At 71.3% G+C, this 17,301-nt stretch carries 19 protein-coding genes; 7 read left to right on the top strand and 12 right to left on the bottom strand.

Features of this window, described 5'->3' with window-relative positions:
- Positions 1-13 precede the first annotated feature (13 nt).
- Both AC0B9F_RS10525 and AC0B9F_RS10520 read left to right on the top strand, forming a co-directional pair.
- Positions 14-208: a DUF3046 domain-containing protein gene (locus tag AC0B9F_RS10525; RefSeq protein WP_472000808.1), complete on the top strand. Its 195-nt coding sequence runs from the start codon at positions 14-16 to the stop codon at positions 206-208.
- Positions 209-374: 166 nt separating this feature from the next.
- On the top strand, positions 375-1,622 hold the full coding sequence (locus AC0B9F_RS10520) for an AI-2E family transporter (protein ID WP_472000807.1): 1,248 nt from the start codon (positions 375-377) through the stop codon (positions 1,620-1,622).
- Between the two features lie 84 nt (positions 1,623-1,706).
- On the opposite strand, the gene AC0B9F_RS10515 is transcribed toward AC0B9F_RS10520, so the two are convergent.
- Positions 1,707-2,519, bottom strand: a complete 813-nt coding sequence (locus tag AC0B9F_RS10515) for a hypothetical protein (protein WP_472000805.1) — start codon at positions 2,517-2,519, stop codon at positions 1,707-1,709.
- 333 nt (positions 2,520-2,852) lie between these two features.
- Between AC0B9F_RS10515 and recA the strand changes: the two genes are divergently transcribed.
- Complete coding sequence (gene recA, locus AC0B9F_RS10510; RefSeq protein WP_472000803.1) at positions 2,853-3,986, top strand: recombinase RecA; 1,134 nt, start codon at positions 2,853-2,855, stop codon at positions 3,984-3,986.
- A gap of 2 nt (positions 3,987-3,988) precedes the next feature.
- The gene (recX, locus tag AC0B9F_RS10505; RefSeq protein ID WP_472000800.1) at positions 3,989-4,786 is read left to right on the top strand and encodes a recombination regulator RecX; all 798 of its coding nucleotides are present in this window, start codon (positions 3,989-3,991) and stop codon (positions 4,784-4,786) included.
- Between the two features lie 136 nt (positions 4,787-4,922).
- Here recX and AC0B9F_RS10500 read toward each other — a convergent pair whose 3' ends face one another.
- The 8 genes from AC0B9F_RS10500 to AC0B9F_RS10465 form a co-directional block, all read right to left on the bottom strand.
- On the bottom strand, positions 4,923-5,351 hold the full coding sequence (locus AC0B9F_RS10500; protein WP_472000799.1) for a rhodanese-like domain-containing protein: 429 nt from the start codon (positions 5,349-5,351) through the stop codon (positions 4,923-4,925).
- A complete protein-coding gene (locus tag AC0B9F_RS10495) occupies positions 5,348-5,896 on the bottom strand; it encodes a cupin domain-containing protein (protein WP_472000798.1) in 549 nt (182 codons plus the stop codon). The genes AC0B9F_RS10500 and AC0B9F_RS10495 overlap by 4 nt, the downstream gene beginning before the upstream one ends.
- 103 nt (positions 5,897-5,999) lie before the next feature.
- Positions 6,000-6,167 (bottom strand): putative leader peptide, encoded by a 168-nt coding sequence (locus AC0B9F_RS10490; protein ID WP_472000795.1) that lies wholly within the window; start codon positions 6,165-6,167, stop codon positions 6,000-6,002.
- Positions 6,164-7,768, bottom strand: coding sequence for an FAD-dependent monooxygenase (locus AC0B9F_RS10485; RefSeq protein WP_472000924.1), 1,605 nt, complete (start codon positions 7,766-7,768; stop codon positions 6,164-6,166). Before AC0B9F_RS10485 ends, AC0B9F_RS10490 begins: the two co-directional genes overlap by 4 nt.
- A gap of 175 nt (positions 7,769-7,943) precedes the next feature.
- Complete coding sequence (locus tag AC0B9F_RS10480) at positions 7,944-8,888, bottom strand: amino acid ABC transporter permease (RefSeq protein ID WP_472000792.1); 945 nt, start codon at positions 8,886-8,888, stop codon at positions 7,944-7,946.
- Positions 8,885-9,553: an amino acid ABC transporter permease gene (locus tag AC0B9F_RS10475; RefSeq protein ID WP_472000791.1), complete on the bottom strand. Its 669-nt coding sequence runs from the start codon at positions 9,551-9,553 to the stop codon at positions 8,885-8,887. The genes AC0B9F_RS10480 and AC0B9F_RS10475 overlap by 4 nt, the downstream gene beginning before the upstream one ends.
- Before the next feature lie 117 nt (positions 9,554-9,670).
- Entirely contained in the window at positions 9,671-10,513 is an 843-nt protein-coding gene (locus tag AC0B9F_RS10470; RefSeq protein WP_472000788.1) for a glutamate ABC transporter substrate-binding protein, read from the bottom strand.
- Between the two features lie 65 nt (positions 10,514-10,578).
- Positions 10,579-11,355 carry an amino acid ABC transporter ATP-binding protein gene (locus AC0B9F_RS10465; RefSeq protein ID WP_472000786.1) on the bottom strand — a complete coding sequence of 259 codons (777 nt, stop codon included), beginning with the start codon at positions 11,353-11,355 and terminating at the stop codon, positions 10,579-10,581.
- Positions 11,356-11,652: 297 nt separating this feature from the next.
- Between AC0B9F_RS10465 and AC0B9F_RS10460 the strand changes: the two genes are divergently transcribed.
- Together AC0B9F_RS10460 and AC0B9F_RS10455 are read left to right on the top strand one after the other, a co-directional pair.
- Positions 11,653-12,342 (top strand): response regulator transcription factor, encoded by a 690-nt coding sequence (locus tag AC0B9F_RS10460; RefSeq protein WP_472000784.1) that lies wholly within the window; start codon positions 11,653-11,655, stop codon positions 12,340-12,342.
- A 10-nt stretch (positions 12,343-12,352) separates the two neighbouring features.
- Positions 12,353-13,783, top strand: coding sequence for a sensor histidine kinase (locus AC0B9F_RS10455; protein ID WP_472000783.1), 1,431 nt, complete (start codon positions 12,353-12,355; stop codon positions 13,781-13,783).
- 25 nt (positions 13,784-13,808) lie between these two features.
- Here AC0B9F_RS10455 and AC0B9F_RS10450 read toward each other — a convergent pair whose 3' ends face one another.
- Positions 13,809-14,807 (bottom strand): TAXI family TRAP transporter solute-binding subunit, encoded by a 999-nt coding sequence (locus AC0B9F_RS10450; RefSeq protein WP_472000781.1) that lies wholly within the window; start codon positions 14,805-14,807, stop codon positions 13,809-13,811.
- A 121-nt stretch (positions 14,808-14,928) separates the two neighbouring features.
- On the opposite strand from AC0B9F_RS10450, the gene AC0B9F_RS10445 reads away from it, so the two are divergent.
- Positions 14,929-15,354 carry a pyrophosphohydrolase domain-containing protein gene (locus tag AC0B9F_RS10445; protein WP_472000779.1) on the top strand — a complete coding sequence of 142 codons (426 nt, stop codon included), beginning with the start codon at positions 14,929-14,931 and terminating at the stop codon, positions 15,352-15,354.
- A gap of 101 nt (positions 15,355-15,455) precedes the next feature.
- Here AC0B9F_RS10445 and AC0B9F_RS10440 read toward each other — a convergent pair whose 3' ends face one another.
- Together AC0B9F_RS10440 and AC0B9F_RS10435 are read right to left on the bottom strand one after the other, a co-directional pair.
- Positions 15,456-16,709: a cation:proton antiporter gene (locus AC0B9F_RS10440; RefSeq protein ID WP_472000776.1), complete on the bottom strand. Its 1,254-nt coding sequence runs from the start codon at positions 16,707-16,709 to the stop codon at positions 15,456-15,458.
- Between the two features lie 7 nt (positions 16,710-16,716).
- The gene (locus AC0B9F_RS10435) at positions 16,717-17,202 is read right to left on the bottom strand and encodes a cation:proton antiporter regulatory subunit (RefSeq protein WP_472000775.1); all 486 of its coding nucleotides are present in this window, start codon (positions 17,200-17,202) and stop codon (positions 16,717-16,719) included.
- Positions 17,203-17,301 lie beyond the last annotated feature (99 nt).

Below are 17,301 nucleotides of genomic sequence, written 5' to 3'. Positions count from 1 at the left end.
GGATACTGGTCGCATGCGGTTGACGGTCTTCTGGGAGCGGATGGCGGAGCACTTCGGCGCGGGCTACGCCGACACCTTCGCGCGTGACCACGTGATGTCGGAACTGGGCGAGCGCACGGTGCACCAGGCGCTGGCGGCCGGCTGGGAGGCCAAGGACGTGTGGCGTGTGGTGTGCACGGTGATGAACGTCCCGCGAGAGAGGCGCTGAGCGCGACCCGACCACGACGGGCCCGTGCTCAGTACGGGGAACGAGGTGAAGGTCGCGCGACGGCGCCCGGTCGGCGGGGGCAGGGCGGTGTCGGGTTCGCGGCGGCGCCCGGTCGGCAGGGGCAGGGCGGTGTCGGGTTGTCGGTGGCGTCGGCGAGACTTGGTCCGTGGCATCCACTGACGACACCGGGCAGTCCGCCCCACAGGCATTCACCGACGGCACGACGCCCTCCACCCGGCCCCCGGCCGGGAGCGACGCCGGGCCGGCCGGCCGCATGCCCCGCTGGCTGCCGCGCGCCATGGTCCTCGCGCTCGCCCTCATCGCGGCCTTCCAACTGGGCAGCTGGGCGTTCCACCAGCTCACCGGGCTGCTGATCAACATCCTGATCGCGTTCTTCCTGGCCCTGGCCATCGAACCCGCGGTGAGCTGGATGTCCTCACGCGGCCTGCGCCGCGGTCTCGCCACGTTCCTGGTCTTCCTCGGCCTGCTGATCGTCTCCGCCGGGTTCGTCACCCTGCTCGGCTCGATGCTGGCCGGCCAGATCATCAAGATGATCGAGCACTTCCCCGACTACCTCGACTCGCTCATCCACTGGATCAACAGCACGTTCCACACCGACCTCAAGCGGCTGGACATCCAGCAGGGCCTGCTCCGCTCCGACTGGCTGAAGAAGTACGTGCAGAACAGCGCCGCCGGCGTCCTGGACGTGTCCACACAGGTCCTCGGCGGCCTCTTCCAGCTGCTGACGATCGGCCTGTTCTCCTTCTACTTCGCCGCCGACGGGCCCCGGCTGCGCCGCGGCATATGCTCGGTGCTGCCGCCCGCCCGGCAGGCCGAAGTGCTGCGCGCGTGGGAGATCGCCGTCGACAAGACCGGCGGCTACCTCTACAGCCGCGGGCTGATGGCCCTGATCTCGGCCGTCGCGCACTACGTCATGCTGCAGGCCCTCGGCATCCCGTACGCGCCCGTGCTCGGCATGTGGGTCGGCGTGGTGTCGCAGTTCATCCCCACCATCGGCACGTATCTCGCCGGCGCGCTGCCGATGCTGATCGCCTTCACGGTCGATCCCCTGTACGTGGTGTGGGTGCTGGTCTTCGTCGTGGTCTACCAGCAGTTCGAGAACTACATGCTGCAGCCGAAGCTGACCTCGAAGACGGTGGACATCCATCCCGCGGTCGCCTTCGGTTCGGTGATCGCCGGCACCGCTCTGCTCGGCGCGGTCGGTGCGCTCATCGCCATCCCCGCGGTCGCGACGCTCCAGGCGTTCCTGGGCGCGTACGTGAAGCGGTACGCCGTCACGGACGACCCCCGCGTCCACGGCCACCGCGGCCGCGGCGCGGGCGCTCTCACCCGGGCCCGGGGCCTGTGGGGGCGGACCCGGACGCGCGGGGAGGACGACGACGTCAGTACCTGACGGCCGGCACGTGACGCCAGTACCTGGGGGCCGGCACGTGATGCCCGTACCTGGGGGCTCGCACGTGATGCGAATGCCTGAGGGCTAGTACGTGAGGAGCGCCCATACGCCCGCTCCGGCCACCGCCGCGGCGTAGGCCCACACCGCCGCCTCCACCACCCGCCTGCGCACCGCCGCGTCCCACGAGGTGCGCGCCAGCAGCCAGGCCAGCGCGGGCAGCACCAGGACGGCGTGCAGGCTCACCCCGTGCAGCGGCTTGAGCGGGGCCGTCGAGTGGTAGGCGGCCTCCTGGTGGCCGGTGCGGGTGAGCACGACACCGCGCGCGATCATCGCGGCGCCCGAGGCGAGGCCCACCAGCAGGAGGGCGAAACCGGAACGCACCGCGAGCGGCATGCCCGCGGGACCGGACGGCCGCCGGCGGAAGGACGCCACCGCGAAGACGGTCAGCAGCACGATCAGTACGCCGCCGCCCACCGCGAGCGTCATCGAGACCGCCGTGTCGAAAGGCGTCTCCATGTCCAGGTGGGAGGGAACCCGCCGCCACGCCTGCAGCGTGATGCCGCCGACCTCCACGACACAGTCCACGGCGAACACGGCGAGCAGCGCGGAGCGCAGCCGTGCTCCCACCCTGAGGTACGTCGTGACCCAGGCGATGGCGAGCAGCGTCACGCCGAACGACAGCCCGAAGGTCACCGGTTTCCGCCAGGACACCGGCCCGAACCAAGGGCCGCCGTCGACGGCGAAGACCAGCAGATGCGCCAGCCCGGAGACGATCAGCGCGGCGCCGATGACCAGACACAGCCGGTCGACGGGACGTAGCGGGAGGGAGGCGCGAGGCGTGGCCGCAGGTGTGCCGCGGTGGATGTCCTGTGCTCGAGCCGCCGACCTGTTGTCCATGCCACCGAGCTTCTCGGCTGCCGCGCGGGCCGTCGTCGTACCGTCGGAGACACCTCGCGTACGGCGCGGGGAGCAGCGGTTCGCGGTGATTCCCGGCGGCGCCGAGGCGCGGGCGTACGCTCGGAGGTGCCGCGTGGCGCGCTTGACACGAAAATCGAACATCCATTCATATGGAGGCTCCGGCAAGGCTCAACGGAGGGGATTTCGTCCCAGTTCGAGCGGGTGTGTCCCAGGGTTATCCACAGGCCGAACCGGCGTCGGGGCGCGTTGTCAGTGGCAGGCGTTAGCGTCTTTGACGTGAAGCGATCGACTCAAGCAAACCGGGTGGAACCCATGGCAGGAACCGACCGCGAGAAGGCCCTCGACGCCGCGCTCGCACAGATTGAACGGCAATTCGGCAAGGGCGCGGTGATGCGCCTGGGCGAGCGGCCGAATGAGCCCATCGAGGTCATCCCCACCGGGTCGACCGCACTCGACGTCGCCCTCGGTGTCGGCGGCCTGCCGCGCGGCCGTGTGGTGGAGGTCTACGGCCCGGAGTCCTCCGGTAAGACGACCCTGACCCTGCACGCGGTGGCCAACGCCCAGAAGGCCGGCGGCCAGGTCGCCTTCGTGGACGCGGAGCACGCCCTCGACCCCGAGTACGCGAAGAAGCTCGGCGTCGACATCGACAACCTGATCCTCTCGCAGCCGGACAACGGCGAGCAGGCGCTCGAGATCGTGGACATGCTGGTCCGCTCCGGCGCGCTCGACCTCATCGTCATCGACTCCGTCGCCGCGCTCGTGCCGCGTGCGGAGATCGAGGGCGAGATGGGCGACAGCCACGTCGGTCTGCAGGCCCGTCTGATGAGCCAGGCGCTGCGGAAGATCACCAGCGCGCTCAACCAGTCCAAGACCACGGCGATCTTCATCAACCAGCTCCGCGAGAAGATCGGCGTGATGTTCGGCTCCCCGGAGACCACGACCGGTGGCCGCGCGCTGAAGTTCTACGCCTCGGTGCGCATCGACATCCGCCGCATCGAGACCCTGAAGGACGGCACGGAAGCGGTCGGCAACCGCACCCGCTGCAAGGTCGTCAAGAACAAGGTCGCCCCGCCCTTCAAGCAGGCCGAGTTCGACATCCTCTACGGCCAGGGCATCAGCCGCGAGGGCGGCCTGATCGACATGGGTGTGGAGCACGGCTTCGTGCGCAAGGCCGGCGCCTGGTACACGTACGAGGGCGACCAGCTCGGCCAGGGCAAGGAGAACGCGCGCAACTTCCTCAAGGACAACCCCGACCTGGCCAACGAGATCGAGAAGAAGATCAAGGAGAAGCTGGGCGTCGGCGTGCGCGCCGAGGAGCCCGCCGCCGAGCCGGGCGCCGACGCCGCGGTCTCCGCCGGAGCCGGGGCCGAGGACGCTGCCAAGGCGGCGCCTGCCCTCGCGGCGGCCAAGGCCACCAAGACCAAGGCCGCCGCAGCCAAGAGCTGACCGTGACACGACGAACCGACTGGGCCGAGTACGCCCACCTCGACGCCCCCGCGGAGCGGGCCGAGAGGCAGGACGTGGCCCCGGCCCGGAGCAAGGACGGCACCGAGTACGACGACGCCGCCGGGTACGACAGCGGGGAGCCGCGTCGCGCGGGCGGTGCACGGGACGGCGCGCGTACCGGGGGGACGCGCGGCGGCCGTGGGCGTCGACGGCGCGGCTTCGGGGAGCACCCCGGGGAGCCGTCCGCCGAGGACGGGGGCGCCTCTTCCTTGTCGAGGGCCGAGCAGGGGGAGCCTCCGGGGGACCCGGTTGAGCGGGCACGGGCGATCTGCCTGCGCCTGCTCACCGGGACCCCGCGCACCCGCAAGCAGCTCGCGGACGCCCTGCGCAAGAGGGACGTCCCGGACGAGGTCGCCGAGGAGGTGCTGTCGCGGTTCGAAGAGGTCGGGCTGATCAACGACAGCGCCTTCGCGGACGCCTGGGTGGAGTCCCGGCACCACGGCCGGGGCCTGGCCCGCCGGGCTCTCGCCCGGGAGCTGCGCACCAAAGGCGTCGACTCGGCCCTGATCGACGAGGCCGTGGCGCAGCTGGACAGCGAGCAGGAGGAAGCGACCGCGCGTGACCTCGTGGCCCGCAAGTTGCGCGCCACCCGCGGCCTCGATCGCGACAAGCGCCTGCGCCGCCTCGCCGGCATGCTCGCCCGCAAGGGCTACCCGGAGGGCATGGCCCTGCGCGTGGTCCGGGAGGCGCTCGAAGAAGAGGGCGAGGAGACGGACTTCCTCGACGAGGACGGGATCTGACTCGGCGAGGGATCGGCGAGAGATTGATCCCGCCTCGACGCGGAACGGACTCGACTCGACGGGGGAACGGTCCGACGCCCTCCACGGCGCCGGACCCGTACCGGCGTACGCCTGGTTCCGCGCGGGTCTGCCGCTCTCACCGTCCCTCTGACGCCACCGGCAGCCCCGCCGCCCGCCAGGCCTGGAAGCCGCCGACCAGATCGGTGGCCCGGTGCAGACCGAGCTGGTGCAGGGAAGCGGCCGCCAGGCTGGAGGCGTAGCCCTCGTTGCAGATCACCACGATCCGCAGATCGTGGCTCGTGGCCTCGGGGAGGCGATGGCTGCCCTGCGGGTCGAGCCGCCACTCCAGCTCGTTGCGCTCGACGACGACCGCGCCCGGGATCAGGCCGTCCCGCTCGCGCAGGGCCGCGTACCGGATGTCGACCAGCAGCGCCTCACCGGCGCCGGCGGCCGCGTGGGCCTCCCGGGCCTCCACGCGCGCGTACCCGGCACGCACCCGCTCCAGCAACGCGTCGACGCCCACCGCGTCGGTGCTCACCGCGTTCCTGCTCACTGCGTCGCTCACTGCCAGTCCTCGGGGCGCTCGACCTGCTCCAGGCGCAGCACCTGGCCGGTCCGGCTGTAGCGGCGGATGAGGGGCAGCGGCGGGTAGTAGGCGTGCACGGAGACGGCGTGCTCGGCCGTGGACTGGTTGAGCACCTCGTGGACATGGTGGTGACCGAAGGAGCGGCCGCGGCCTGCGGGCAGCTGCCGGGACCGGTCCACCCCGTCGGTCAGCTCCAGCGTCTTCCAGCCGTCGGCGGGCAGCCGGGCCGCCAGCGCGTTCTCCCGCAGCTCACCGCGCGCGGTGACGAAGGCACCCACGGACTCGGCGTGGTCGTGCCAGCCGGTCCCGGTGCCGGGCGGCCAGCCGATCAGCCAGGCCTCGCTGCCGCCGGGCCCCTCGAGGCGCACCCAGGTGCGGCCCTCCGGGTCGAGCGGGAGCGAGTCGATCAGCGCGGTGTCGGCGGCCGTACGCCGGACGAATTCCAGAAGATCCGCCTGCGTGGGCACGGAGGCGGCGGCTGAGACGTTGTTCAGGGCAGAGGGGAGCGAGGGGGAGACAGACACGGGCACCGTCCTGTTGAGCGTTCGCGTCGGCGGCGCGCGACGGCACGACGGGCACGGGCGCGCGCGGCAGAGAAGAAGGCAGAGAAGAAGGGGGGATGCGAATTCAGCAGGACGGACGACACACGCAGCCCGCGTACCGGAGCAGGTCCATATGGACCCTCCGCCACAGGCGCACATCGGTGTCGGTCACGCTCCGGAGTACACCACGACGCTCCGGAGCGGTCAATTCACCGTCACTATGCGGACGCACAGTGACGGCGAGGGGCGTCATGTCGCGGCGGAGCCGGCCGTCACCTCGGTCCGCGCGGGTCCGCCCAGGGTTGCCTCGGCGGCGGCGTAGAGGTCGGCCGGGCGTACGCCGCTCAGCGCGGTGACCAGGTGACCGTCGGGGCGCACCAGCAGCACCGTGTGGGCGGCGGCGCCCGGGTACTCCTCGGCGACCAGCAGTTCCGCCGGATGCGGCAGCGCGGTCACCGCGGCGGCCAGCCGCGGCATGATCCCGGCCGTGACCCAGTGCTTGCGTTCCCATACGCCGGTGCCCGGTGCGATCAGGACGACGAGCAGCGCCCCGCGGCCGAGCCGGTCGCGCAGCGGGACGAAGGAGCCGTCCTCCGCCGTGACCAGGACGTCGGTGATCTGCGCGCCGGGCGGCGTGCCGACGGGGACCTCCGCCTCCAGATGCCGGGGTGCGAGCGGGGAGTCGGCGTAGTCGGCCGTCTCGCCGAGCGGGCCGCGGCCGAGGTGGCCCTCGGTGAGCAGGGCGTCGTGGCCGCGGGTCGCGCCGGGGACGTAGGACCGCAGTCCGCCGCCGCCCCGCAGCAGCGGCAGCACCTGGTCGGCGGCGCGCAGCCGGGCGGCGACGGCGGAGCGGCGTTCGGTCTGGTAGCTGTCGAGCAGCGCCTCGCGCGGCCCGTTGTGCCAGGCCGACGCCAGCTTCCACGCGAGGTTGTCGGCGTCGCGGAGCCCCTCGTCCAGGCCCTGCGTGCCGAGGGTGCCCAGCAGGTGGGCGGCGTCCCCGGCGAGGAAGACCCGGCCGGAGCGCCAGCGGCGGGCGAGGCGGTGGTGGACGGTGTGCACGCCGGTGTCCAGCAGGTCGTACGGCGGCGTGGTGCCGTCGTGCCAGCCGGCCAGGGTCTCCCGCACGCGGGCGATGAGCAGCTCCGGCGTGACCAGGTCCTTGCCGGCCGGCAGCAGCCAGTCCAGCCGCCACACCCCGTCCGGCAGCGGCCGCGCGGTGACCTCGCCGGCGCTCGGGCCGGAGGTGCGCCACGGCGGCAGGCGGTGCAGTACGGCCTCGCCGTCCCAGGGGAGTTCGGTGCGCAGCGCGGCGACGGCGTACCGTTCCACCGCCGTACGGCCCGGGAAGCGGATGTCCGCGAGCTTGCGCACGGTGGAGCGGGGGCCGTCGCAGCCGACGAGGAAACTGCCGCGCCACCAGGTGCCGTTCGGGCCGCGGGTGTGGGCGGTGACGCCGGAGGGTTCCTGCTCGACGGTGTCCAGGCGGCTGTCCGTGGCGATCTCGACGAGGCGCTCACCGGCGAGTGCGTCGCGCAGGACGCCAGTCAGGACGTGCTGGGCGATGTGCAGGGGAGCGGGCTCGGTGTCGTCGTCGAAGGCGATCTCGCGCATCACCTGCTTGCGCCGCATCGACCGCCATCCGGCCCAACGCAGTCCGGCCCGGTCCAGCGGCACTCCGGTGAGCCGCTGAAGCAGGGCGGCGGTGTCCTCGCGCAGGACGACCGTACGGGCGAGCCGGGGTTCGTCCTTGCCGGGTCCCTCGTCCAGGACGACCGACGGCACCTCCTGACGCGCCAGCGCCAGGGCGAGCGTGAGCCCCACAGGCCCCGCTCCGACGATGATCACCGGGTCCACGGCGCGGCGCCCCCTGCTCGCAGCGGTGCCCTCGGGGACGTAGGTGAACAACAGGTTGGAGCAGGGTGCGCGATCACAGAACGTATGCAACCCATTGCCGCTGCTTGCGTCAAGTGACGGAGGCAGTGGCGATCACGCCACTGCCTCCGTTTCTCTCAAGCAACCTGATTGGCCGTCATGGCTTCTTGCCGCCGGGGTGGGTGAAGCCGCTGGGGCCGCCGCCCTCACCGCCGGTGCCGAAGGTGCCGCCCACCGCCGCCGGGTTCAGCTCTTCCATGTCCTCCGCGCCGAGGACCGCGCCCGTGCTGCGCTTGCTGCGCCGCAGATAGCCCTCGAGCCAGCTCGCGAAGGACGTCAGGATGAAGTTCAGCACGATGTAGATGACCGCCACGACGATGAAGCTGGGAATGACGTTGGCGAAGTTGGCCGCGAGGGTGCTGCGCGAGTTCAGCAGCTCGTTGTAGCCGATCATCACACCGCCCAGCGCGGTGTCCTTCACGATGACCACCAACTGGCTGACGATCGCCGGCAGCATGGCCGTGACCGCCTGCGGCAGCAGGATGCTCGTCATCGTCTGGGTCTTGCGCAGACCGATGGCGTAGGCCGCCTCGCTCTGACCCCTGGGCAAGGACAGGATGCCCGCCCGGACCACCTCCGCGAGCACGGAGGCGTTGTAGAGCACCAGGCCGGTGACGACGGCGTAGAAGGGCCGCTCGTCGCTGGTGACGTTCGTGTAGCGGGAGTAGAGCTCGTTCGCGAACAGCATCAGCAGCAGCACCGGGATGGACCGGAAGAACTCCACCACCACGGCGGACGGCCCCCGCACCCAGCGGTGGTCGGACAGGCGTGCGATGCCGAAGAACGCGCCCAGCGGCAGGGCGATGACCATGGCGAGCGCGGCCGCCTTGAGGGTGTTGCCGAGGCCCGGGATCAGGTAGGTCGTCCACGTGTCGCCCTGGACGAACGGCTTCCACAGGGCGCTCGTGAGCTGGCCCTTGTCGTCCAGCGTCTGCACGACCCACCACAACAACAGGGCGAGGAGGACGAAGAAGACGACCGAGAGCAGGACGTTGCGCCGTTTGGCACGGGGTCCGGGTGTGTCGTAGAGGACGGAACTCATCGCTTCACCGCCAGTCGCTTGCCCAGCCAACCGAGGATGAGGCCCGTGGGCAGGGTCAGGACCACGAAACCGAGGGCGAAGACCGCGCCGATGGCGAGCGTCTGGGCCTCGTTCTCGATCATCTTCTTCATCAGGGAGGCCGCCTCGGCCACACCGATGGCCGCGGCCACCGTGGTGTTCTTGGTCAGCGCGATCAGCACGTTGGCCAGCGGGCCGATGACCGCCCGGAAGGCCTGCGGCAGCACGATCAGGCGGAGGGTCTGGCTGAAGTTCAGCCCGATCGCGCGGGCCGCCTCGGCCTGGCCGAGGGGCACCGTGTTGATGCCGGAGCGGATCGACTCGCAGACGAAGGCCGCGGTGTAGGCGACCAGGCCGAGGATCGCGAGCCGGAAGCCCTGCAGCGCGAAGTCGTTGGGAGCGCCCAGGGTGATGCGGAAGATGTCGGCGAGGCCGAGCGAGGTGAAGACGATGATCACCGTCAGCGGGATGTTCCGGACGATGTTCACGTAGGCGGTGCCGAAGCCGCGCATCAGCGGGACCGGGCTGACCCGCATCGCCGCCAGCAGGGTGCCCCAGACCAGGGAGCCCACGGCCGAGAAGACGGTGAGTTTCACCGTCATCCAGAACGCCCCTAGGACGTCGTAGCCTTCAAGAAAGTCGAACACGATCTCCCGCGCTTCCGGGTGGGTGACGTACGTGGAGGGCGGGGCGCGCCGCCGCCGGCAGGGCGACGGGCGGCGGCGCGCACCGGGGGGACCCCGAGCTGACTGCGGTGGGCCGCGTTACTTGACGATCTGGCCGATCTTCGGAGCCGGCTCGTTCTTGTAGTCGGCCGGGCCGAAGTTCTTCTTCACGGCCGCCTCCCAGGCGCCGCTGCTCTCCATCTTCTCGATCGCCTTGTTGATCTTGTCGACCAGCTGGGCGTCGCCCTTCTTCACGCCGATGCCGTAGTTCTCGTTGCTCAGCTTCAGACCGGCGAGCTTGAACTGGCCCTTGTACTTGTCCTGCGCGGCGAAGCCCGCCAGGATCGAGTCGTCGGTGGTGACCGCGTCCACCGCGCCGCTCTGCAGGCCGGAGATGCACTCGGAGTAGCCGCCGAGCTCCTTGAGCTGGGCCTTCGGCGCGATCTTCTGCTGAACGTTCTGGGCCGAGGTGGAACCGGTCACGGAGCACAGCCTCTTGCCGTTGAGGTCCGTGCCCTTGGTGATGTCGGAGTTCTTCTTGACCAGCAGGTCCTGGTGGGCCAGCAGGTACGGACCGGCGAAGTCGACCTTCTGCTGCCGCTTCGGGGTGATGGAGTACGTGGCCACGATGAACTTCACGTCGCCGCGTGAGAGGGCGTTCTCGCGGTCGGCGCTCTTGGTCTCCACGAATTCGATCTGGTCCGGCTTGTAGCCGAGCTGCCCCGCGACGTACGTGGCCACGTCCACGTCGAAGCCGGAGAACTTGCCGTTCGGCTCCTTCAGGCCGAGACCCGGCTGGTCGAACTTGATGCCGATCTTGACCTTGTTGCTGCTGCCCGAGGACGACGAGCTGTTGTCCTTGTTGCCACCGCCACACGCCGTGGCGGACAGGGCGATGCTGAGGACGACGGCCGAGGCGGCGGTCACCTTGCGGAGCTTCATGGTGGACATCCTTTGCGTGAGGAACGATGCGGGGCGCTCGACGGCGCGGCGGGCGCGCGGCCGGTTCAGTGGTGCAGGATCTTCGACAGGAAGTCCTTGGCCCGGTCGCTGCGCGGGTTGCTGAAGAACTGGTCGGGCGCAGCCTGTTCGACGATCCGGCCGTCCGCCATGAACACCACGCGGTTTGCAGCCGAACGTGCGAACCCCATCTCGTGGGTGACGACGACCATCGTCATGCCCTCGCGGGCGAGCTGCTGCATGACCTCCAGCACCTCGTTGATCATCTCCGGGTCGAGCGCGGAGGTCGGCTCGTCGAAGAGCATCACCTTCGGACCCATGGCCAAAGCCCGCGCGATCGCGACGCGCTGCTGCTGGCCGCCGGAGAGCTGAGCGGGGTACTTGTCGGCCTGGGTGCCCACGCCGACCCGGTCCAGCAGGGCGCGGGCGTTCTCCTCGGACTGCTTCTTGTCGGCCTTGCGGACCTTGATCTGGCCCAGCATCACGTTCTCGAGCACGGTCTTGTGCGCGAAGAGGTTGAAGGACTGGAAGACCATGCCGACGTCGGCCCGCAGCCGGGCCAGGGCCTTGCCCTCGGCGGGCAGCGGCTTGCCGTCGATGCTGATGGAGCCGGAGTCGATGGTCTCCAGCCGGTTGATGGTGCGGCACAGGGTGGACTTACCGGACCCGGAGGGCCCGATGACCACGACGACCTCACCGCGCGCGATCGTCAGATCGATGTCCTGGAGCACGTGCAACGCGCCGAAGTGCTTGTTGACGCTCTTCAGGACGACGAGTTCGTCGCTGGAGGCCACGTCTTGCTTGGCCACCGATACTTCGCTCATCGCTCTCAGGCTCCGTCCTCCTCGGTTTCGGAGGAATGTAGTAACCAGCCCCGACCAGCGTCATTACATCTGAGGGGAATCTGAGCATCACGATCCGATAGCAATCGGACACCTGTCGTAGCACTTGTGCCGCGCGGAGTGACCTGGGCACGTATCGGGCGGGTAACTAAAGCCCCGACCAACCGGAACCCTCTTGACGCCGTCCTCGTCCATCAGCGTGACTGCCATGGTGCACGCGCGCGTGCACGCGTTGTTACTCAGACAAACCGTACGCCCGATGAATCGGAGGAGGCCGGGATGAGACTGCTGCTCGTCGAGGACGACAACCATGTCGCCGCCGCACTGTCCGCGGTCCTGGCCCGGCACGGTTTCGACGTCACGCACGCGCGCAACGGCGAGGAGGCCCTGCAGGCGCTCGTCCCGGAGGGCCCCGGCTTCGGCGTCGTGCTGCTCGACCTGGGCCTGCCCGACCAGGACGGCTACGAGGTCTGCAGCAAGATCCGCAAGCGCACCGCCACCCCGGTGATCATGGTCACCGCCCGCGCCGACGTGCGCTCCCGCATCCACGGCCTCAACCTCGGCGCCGACGACTACGTGGTCAAGCCGTACGACACCGGGGAACTCCTCGCCCGTATCCACGCCGTCAGCAGGCGCCGTCCCGCCGCCGAGGAGGCCACCGAAAACACCCGCACCGCTGTCCACCTCGGCGCGGTCCGCATCGAGCTGCCCACCCGTCAGGTCACCGTCGACGGCAGCGTCGTCCAGCTGACCCGCAAGGAGTTCGACCTGCTCGCACTGCTCGCGCAGCGGCCCGGCGTGGTCTTCCGCCGCGAGCAGATCATCAGCGAGGTGTGGCGCACCAGCTGGGAGGGAACGGGCCGGACCCTGGAGGTGCACGTCGCCTCCCTGCGCGCCAAGCTGCGCATGCCGGCCCTCATCGAAACCGTACGCGGCGTCGGCTACCGCCTCGTCGCCCCGGCCGCCTAGCGGGGACGGGTTGCGCACACGCCTGCTGCCGCTGCTCATCGTCCTGATGGCGGCCGTCCTGCTCGCCCTCGGCATCCCGCTGGCCGTCAGCGTCGCGGCCGGCCAGCAGCAGAAGGTGGTCGTCGACCGGATCGACGACACCGCCCGCTTCGCGGCCCTCGCGCAGTACGTCGACACCGCAGCCACCGCCGACCGCAACCCGGGAGACGAACGGCTGGAGACCCTCAGCCACGAACTCGCCAGCTACTACGAGGTGTACGGCATCCGCGCCGGCGTCTTCTACCGCACCGACACGCCCATGGTGCACGCCCCCGCCGGGTTCTTCCTCCCCCGCACGGGTGAGGTGCGGGCCGCCTTCGAGGAAGCGCTGCTCAGCCGGCGCAGCCACGACCCGCAGCAGGTATGGCCCTGGCAGCGCGGCCGGCTCGTCGTCGCCTCACCGGTGATCCGCGACGGGGACGTCGTCGCCGTCGTGGTCACCGACTCGCCCACCGGCGAGATGCGCTCGCGGATCCTGCGCGGCTGGCTGGTCATCGCCGCCGGCCTGGTCGCCGCGATGCTGCTCGCCGTCGGCGCCGCACTGCGGCTGACCGGCTGGGTCCTGCGGCCCGTGCGGGTGCTGGACGCCACCACCCACGACATCGCCACCGGACGTCTGAAGTCACGGGTGGCGGCGGCCGGCGGGCCGCCGGAACTCCAGCGGCTGGCCAAGTCGTTCAACGAGATGGCGGACCACGTCGAGGACGTGCTGGAGCAGCAGCGCGCCTTCGTCGCGGACGCCTCGCACCAGCTGCGCAACCCCCTCGCCGCGCTGCTGCTGCGCATCGAACTGCTGAAATTCGAGCTCCCGGAGGGCAATACGGAGATCGCCTCGGTCCAGGCCGAGGGCAAGCGGCTGGCGCAGGTCCTGGACGACCTGCTCGACCTGGCGCTCGCCGAGCACGCCGAGGCGGACACGAAGACCACGGACATCGGCGCGCTCGCCGCCGAGCGCGTCGCGGCCTGGGCGCCCACCGCCGAGGCCAAGGGCGTGCGTCTGGTCGGCGACTGCCCGGCCACGACCGGCTGGGCCGACCCGGTGACCCTGTCGTCGGCGCTGGACGCGGTGATCGACAACGCGGTGAAGTTCACGCCCGCCGGGCAGCGCGTGGAGGTGGCGGTCGCGGCGGGAGGCGACACCGTGACCGTCGTCGTCACCGACAACGGCCCCGGCCTCACCGACGAGGAGCTGACCCGCGTCGGCGACCGTTTCTGGCGCAGCGGCCGGCACCAGAACGTCAAGGGCTCCGGCCTCGGCCTGTCCATCACTCGCGCGCTGCTCGCCGCGGGCGGCGGCTCCATCTCCTACGGCCACCACGAGCCGCACGGCCTGGTGGTGACGGTGACGGTGCCCCGGCACGCACCGCAGCCGGCGTCCACGCAGGGTGCGGCGTCGGCCTGAGCGAGCGACGACGTGGCCGGCGGCGTCACGGCTTCACCGAGCGGTAGTACCGACGTGCGCCCTCGTGGAGCTGCAGCGGGTCCGTGTAGATCGCCGTGCGCAGGTCCACGAGCTGCGCGGAGTGCACGTGCGCGCCGATGCCGTCGCGGCTCTTGATGACGGTGCGGGTCACCCACTCGGTCAGCCGTGGATCGATGTCCGCGCGCGTGATCAGCAGGTTGGACACCGCCATCGTCGGGACGGCCGCGCCGTTCTGCACGGTGGGGTAGGCCGACTCCGGCATGTTGGTGGCGCGGTAGTAGCGCGAGGCGTCACCCTCACGGTGCAGCCGCGCGACGAGGTCCGGCCCGATCGGCACGAACCGGATCGGGAACGAGCCGGCGAGCTGCCGTACGCCGTCGGTGGGCACGCCGCCCGACCAGAAGAACGCGTCGATCGCGCCCTCCCGCAGCCGCTTCGGCGCACTGCCGATGCCGTCGGCCTCGGGCGTGATGTCCTTGTCCGCGTCGATGCCCGCCACCCGCAGCACCCGGTCGGCGATCAGCCGCACACCCGACTCCGGCGGCCCTATGGCCACTCGCTTGCCGCGCAGATCGGCGACCGAGTGGATACCCGAGTCGCGGGCGACGACGAGCTGGACGTAGTCGTCGTACAGGCGGGCGACGCCGCGCAGCCGGTCCGCGCCCTGGCCGCCGTTGAGCGCGTACGTCTCCACCGCGTCGGCCGCGGCGATCGTGAAGTCGGCCTGGCCGCGCGCCACGCGCGTGACGTTCTCCTGTGAGCCGTCGCTGGTCAGCAGGCGCACCTTCAGCCGCGGCATGTCCTTGGCGAGCGCGGCGCGCAGCCGCTTGCCGTAGTCCTGGTAGACCCCGCTCGGAGTGCCCGTGCTGATCGTGACCGATCCGCTCGGCGGCTCCTCGCCCAGCGGCAGCAGCCACCACAGCAGCAGGCCGAGCGCCAGGACGCCGGCCGCCGCGCCCATCAGGGCCCGGCGCCTGCCGATACGGGGGAGGAGCGTGGACATGGGCGCGATCCTGCCAGGCGGCGCGCCGTGCTGGCCAGGGGCGGCGGGCACCGGCCGGCGGGGCGGCGCGGTGGCGGCGGGCCGGGCGGGGCTGTCAGTGGCGCCCATTACAGTCGCGCGTATGAGTTCCTCCCCCGCCGACCTGGTCCGTGCGTTCCACCTCGCCTTCGGTCTCGACGCCCGCAGCACGCCCACCGAGGTGTCGCCCGCGCTCGCCGCCCATCGCGGTGAACTGCTCGCGGAGGAGGCCGCGGAGGTCGCCGAGGTGTCGGTCACCGGACCACTCGACAAGCTCGCCCACGAACTGGCCGACGTCGTCTACGTCGCGTACGGCACCGCGCTGGTGCACGGCATCGACCTCGACCAGGTGATCGCCGAGATCCACCGCTCCAACATGACCAAGCTCGGCCCCGACGGCCGGATCGCCCGCCGCGCCGACGGCAAGGTGCTCAAGGGGGAGACCTACGAGGCGCCGGACGTCGCGGGCGTGCTGCGCCGGCAGGGATGGGAGCCGAGGGGTGAGTCGGGGGCTGAGAGCGCCGCCTGAAACCATGGTCGGGTGGTCCGGTGGTCCGGTGGTCCGGTGGTCCGGTGGTCCGGTAGTGCGGCAGTCGGGTAGTGCGGCAACCGCGACCCGGGCCGCACGTCTCAGTCCCGTGGCACCGCCGTCCGCTCCCGTGCTCCGGCCTGCGCCGCCGACCCGCCCTCCACGTCCGCCGGTCCCGCCACCGCAGGCGTGGCGGCGCGGCGCCGGGACCAGCGGGCCGCCAGCGGTTCCGTGCAGCGGGCGGTCACCGGACCGAGGACGACCAGGATCAGGACGTACGCCGTGGCCAGCGGGCCCAGGGACGGTTCGATGCCCGCCGTCACCGCGAGCCCGGCGATGACGATCGAGAACTCGCCGCGCGCCACCAGCGCACCGCCCGCCCGCCAGCGCCCCTTGGCCGATATCCCGGCGCGCCGGGCCGCCCAGTAGCCGGTGGCGATCTTCGTCAGCGCGGTGACCACCGCCAGTGCGAGCGCGGGCAGCAGCACCGGCGGGATGCTCGCCGGATCGGTGTGCAGCCCGAAGAAGACGAAGAACACCGCGGCGAACAGGTCCCGCAGCGGGCTCAGCAGCGTGTGCGCTCCCTCCGCCACCTCCCCGGACAGCGCGATGCCGACCAGGAACGCACCCACCGCGGCCGACACCTGGAGCTGCTGCGCCACACCGGCGACCAGGATCGTCAGGCCGAGGACGACCAGCAGCAGCTTCTCCGGGTCGTCGCTGGAGACGAAGCGTGAGATGAGCCGGCCGTGGCGGACCGCGACGAACAGCACCACGCCCGCCACGCCCAGCGCGATCGCCAGCGTCACGCTGCCGGCCGCGAACCCGGCGCCCGCCACCAGCGCGGTGACGATCGGCAGGTAGACCGCCATCGCCAGGTCCTCCAGGACCAGCACGCTGAGGATGACCGGTGTCTCCCGGTTGCCGACCCGGCCCAGGTCGCCGAGCACCTTGGCGATGACCCCGGAGGAGGAGATCCAGGTGACCCCGGCGAGCACCACGGCCGCCACCGGCCCCCAGCCCAGCAGCAGCGCGGCGGCCGCGCCCGGCAACGCGTTCAGCGCGCAGTCGACCAGGCCCGCCGGATAGTGCGTACGCAGATTGGAGACCAGGTCGCTCGCGGTGTACTCCAGGCCCAGCATGAGCAGCAGCAGGATGACGCCGATCTCGGCGCCGGTGGCGACGAACTCCTCGCTCGCCCCCAGCGGCAGCAGCCCGCCCTCGCCGAACGCCAGACCGGCCAGCAGGTACAGCGGGATGGGCGAGAAGCTGAACCGGGCCGCCATCCGGCCGAGCAGGCCGAGGCAGAGGATGATCGAACCGAACTCGATGAGCAGAACCGCGGAGGAGTGCACCGGCGGCTCACTCCCGCCCGAGGATGGCGGCGGCGGCGTCCACGCCCTCGCGGGTGCCGATCACGATCACGGTGTCGCCGCCCGCGAGCCGGAAGGCCGGCGTGGGGGAGGGCACGGCGTCGGCGCGGCGCAGCACCGCCACGATCGACGCACCCGTCTCCGTGCGCATCCGGGTCTCGCCGAGCAGCCGGCCGTTCCAGTGCGAGGCCGCCGCGATCTCGATCCGCTCGGCCACCAGACCCAGGTCCGTGGTGTGCAGCAGGTTCGGGCTGTGGTGGGCGGGCATCAGCGCGTCGCCGAGCGAGTCCGCCTCCGAGCCGGTCAGCCGCAGCGAGTGCGCGCAGGAATCGGGGTCGTCGGCCCGGTACACGCTCAGGGTGCGGCTGCCGTCCCGGTGCGCCACCACCGACAGATGGCCCTGTTCCCGCGTCACCAGGTCGTACTTGACGCCGATCCCCGGCAGCGGTGTCGCCCTCAGGCGCGGCGCAGGCACGTTTCTTCCCCTTCATTCGCCGGTCGTACGGGCACCGCCGGAGATCGTTCCGGCCGGTGCGGAGCGGCCATGCTGCCACCCTTCCGTACGGTGACGACA

Source organism: Streptomyces sp. NPDC097129, from assembly GCF_055668065.1.
The sequence above is the reverse complement of the archived record's forward strand: the minus strand, read 5'-3'. Positions and strand labels throughout refer to the sequence as shown.